The sequence below is a fragment of the Butyricicoccus sp. AM32-19 genome, from assembly GCF_003480365.1.
Taxonomy (GTDB): Bacteria; Bacillota; Clostridia; order Oscillospirales; family Butyricicoccaceae; genus Agathobaculum; species Agathobaculum butyriciproducens.
Genome location: NZ_QUIX01000038.1, coordinates 1 through 2,665, shown reverse-complemented (window position 1 = coordinate 2,665; position 2,665 = coordinate 1). Strand labels below are relative to the sequence as shown.

The window sequence follows — 2,665 nt, the reverse complement described above, 5'->3', positions numbered from 1 at the left end:
TCTTGCCGGTTTTCAGCTTGTTCTGTGCCGTGTAGGTATACTCGGTCGTGCCGTCCGGTGCAGCCTTCTTAATCAGATTGCCCGCCGCGTCATAGGTATAAGTGGTCGTACCGTCCTTGCCGGTCTTGCTAACCAGACGGTTTTGCAGATCGTAGGTGTAAGTGTTCGTACCATCGGAAAGCAGATTGCCCGCGAGGTCGTAGGAATACTTCGTATTCTTGCCCTCGATATTGGTGCGGATAAGCTGATTGGCCTTATCGTAGTAGTAGCGTACCAACTCGTCCTTCTTGTCAATGTCTACACCGGAACGGTTTTCACTTACGATATTGCCCGCATCATCGTAGGTATACGCAGTCTGACGGCGTGTGCTGTTGCTCTTGGTGACTTCCTTTTGCAGCGTCAGCAGACCGGCGGCGTTATAATCATACTCGGTCGTGCTGCCGTCGCTGTGGCCTTCCTTGATTGTGCGTCCTTCCGCGTCGCGCGTGTAGGTAATGCCTGTGCCGTCATGGTCGGTCTGGGACTTCACATTGCCGAGACTATCATACGCGGTCGTAACAGCCTTGCCGTCGGGGTAGGTGATGGACAGACGGTTGCTTGCCGCGTCGTAGGTGTACGCCGTGGTCGTGCCGTCCTCATTTGTGACAGCGGTGGTGCGGGAAAGCGCGTCGAACGCAAATGCTACCGTGCCGTTTCCATCCTTGGCCGAGGTCATGTTGCCCGCCTTGTCATAGGCAAAGGTCGCAGTACCATCCGCGTCCTTGCGGGAAACCATGCGATACAACTTGTCGTAGGTGTACGCGGTCTGCTTGCCGTTTTCGTCAACCTGCGTCAGCACATTGCCTTCCTTGTCATGCGTGTAGGTAGTCACGCTGCCCAGCGGAGAGGTTTCGGTCAGCAGATTGCCCGCTGCATCATAGGCATAAGTGGTCGCGGCCTTCTCGTCACCGCCGCCGTACATCGTCGTGCCTGCGGTGTTGCCAAACGAATCATACCGGTACTCGAACATACCGCCTTCGGCGTTGGTCTTGGAAACAAGACGATTCAAGCCGTCATAGGTGTATATGGCCTTGTTCTTGTTGCCGTCGATCACCGCCGTCTGGTTGCCTGCAAGGTCGTATTCGTACTCGGTTGCATGGTTAAGCTGGTTGGTTTCCTTGACCTGCCGATTCATGCAGTCATACGCATACTTCACCCATTCGTTGTTGCGGTTGGTGTACTGAATGAGATTGTTGTTCGCATCATACTGATAAACGGCATACGCATTATTCGCGTCGGTTTCCTTGCGGAGATTACCGGCTGCGTCATAGGTGTAGGTAGTCGTTGCACCCAGCTTGTCCGTGGTTGCTGCTACTCTGCCGCGTGCGTCGTAAGTGTTGGTAACAACACCAGAAAGTGCGTCGGTTTCGGTCAGTACATTGCCGTTCTTATCGTAGGTGTAGGTCGTTGCATTGCCGTTTTCATCGGTTGCAGAAACGACACGACCCAGCGCGTCATAAGCAGACGAGGACACGCCGCCTTCTGCGTCTGTGGTCTTGAGCAGGTTATAGTTTTTGTCGTAGGTGTACTGTGTTGCATTGCCTTCACGGTCAGTGGAAACCAGTACATTGCCTACGCCGTCATATTGCTTTGTTCCCGCATTACCCAGTCCGTCAATCGTTTTTATCACACGATACGCACCGTCGTACTCGCTCTTTGCGATTACTGTTCCGTCCTTGGTGACAGAAACCGTGTTGCCTACCTTGTCGTAGCCGTATTCGGTCACAACACCTACTGCGTTGGTTTCGGTATGCGTTCTGCCGAGTGCGTCATAGGTGTACTTGGTTGCATTGCCGTTCTGGTCGGTTACTTCGCTGACATTTCCGAGCGCATTGTAGGTATAGTGGGTTTCGCCGCCGTCCGCATAGGTGATAACAGTAATCTGGTCTTTGCGGTTGTACTGATACGAAGTTTTGTTGCCTTTCGGGTCAGTGACGGTGAGTTGGTTGCCGTTCGCATCATAGGTGGTAGCAGTCTTACCGCCGAGTTCGTCATAGCTTTCTGTCGTGCGTCCCAGCGCGTCATACACCGTGCGGGTCTTGCTGCCGTCTGCGTTAATCTGCTCTACGGCGCGTCCCAGCAGGTCATAGATATACTTTGTCACATTGCCTTCGGGGTCGGTAACACTAAGCTGATTGCCCGCAAGGTCGTAGGTGTACGCGGTAACGCCGCCGAGTGCGTCCGTTTCGGTCAGCAGCCGTCCTACCTTGTCGTAAGTGTAGGTGGTTTCGTTGCCTTCGCCGTCAATCTGCTTTACCGCTGCATTGATGGCGTTGTACTCGGTCTTGGTTTCATTGCCGTTTGCGTCCGTTGTGACAAGCAGATTGCCAACAGGGTCATAGGTATAGGTTGTCTTGTTGCCTGCACCGTCGGTTTCAGTCTTGGTTCGTCCGAGCGCGTCATAGGTGTAGGTTTTCTTGTTGCCTTCTGCGTCGGTTTCCGAAACCGTGCGTCCCATGCTGTCATACGCATAGATCGTTTCGCCGTCCAGCGCGTCAATCGTCTTTGCTACACGGTCGAGTGCGTCATATTCATAGGTGGTCGCATTACCTTCTGCGTCCGTAGTCTGGATAAGCAGGCCGCGGTCGTTGTAGGTGTAGCGGGTTTCGTTGCCCTCTGCGTCTGT

Annotated in this window: 1 pseudogene; it reads right to left on the bottom strand. The window is 53.8% G+C overall.

Features of this window, described 5'->3' with window-relative positions:
* Positions 1-2,665 (bottom strand): annotated as a pseudogene (locus tag DW806_RS14920) (RHS repeat protein); the annotation flags it as partial.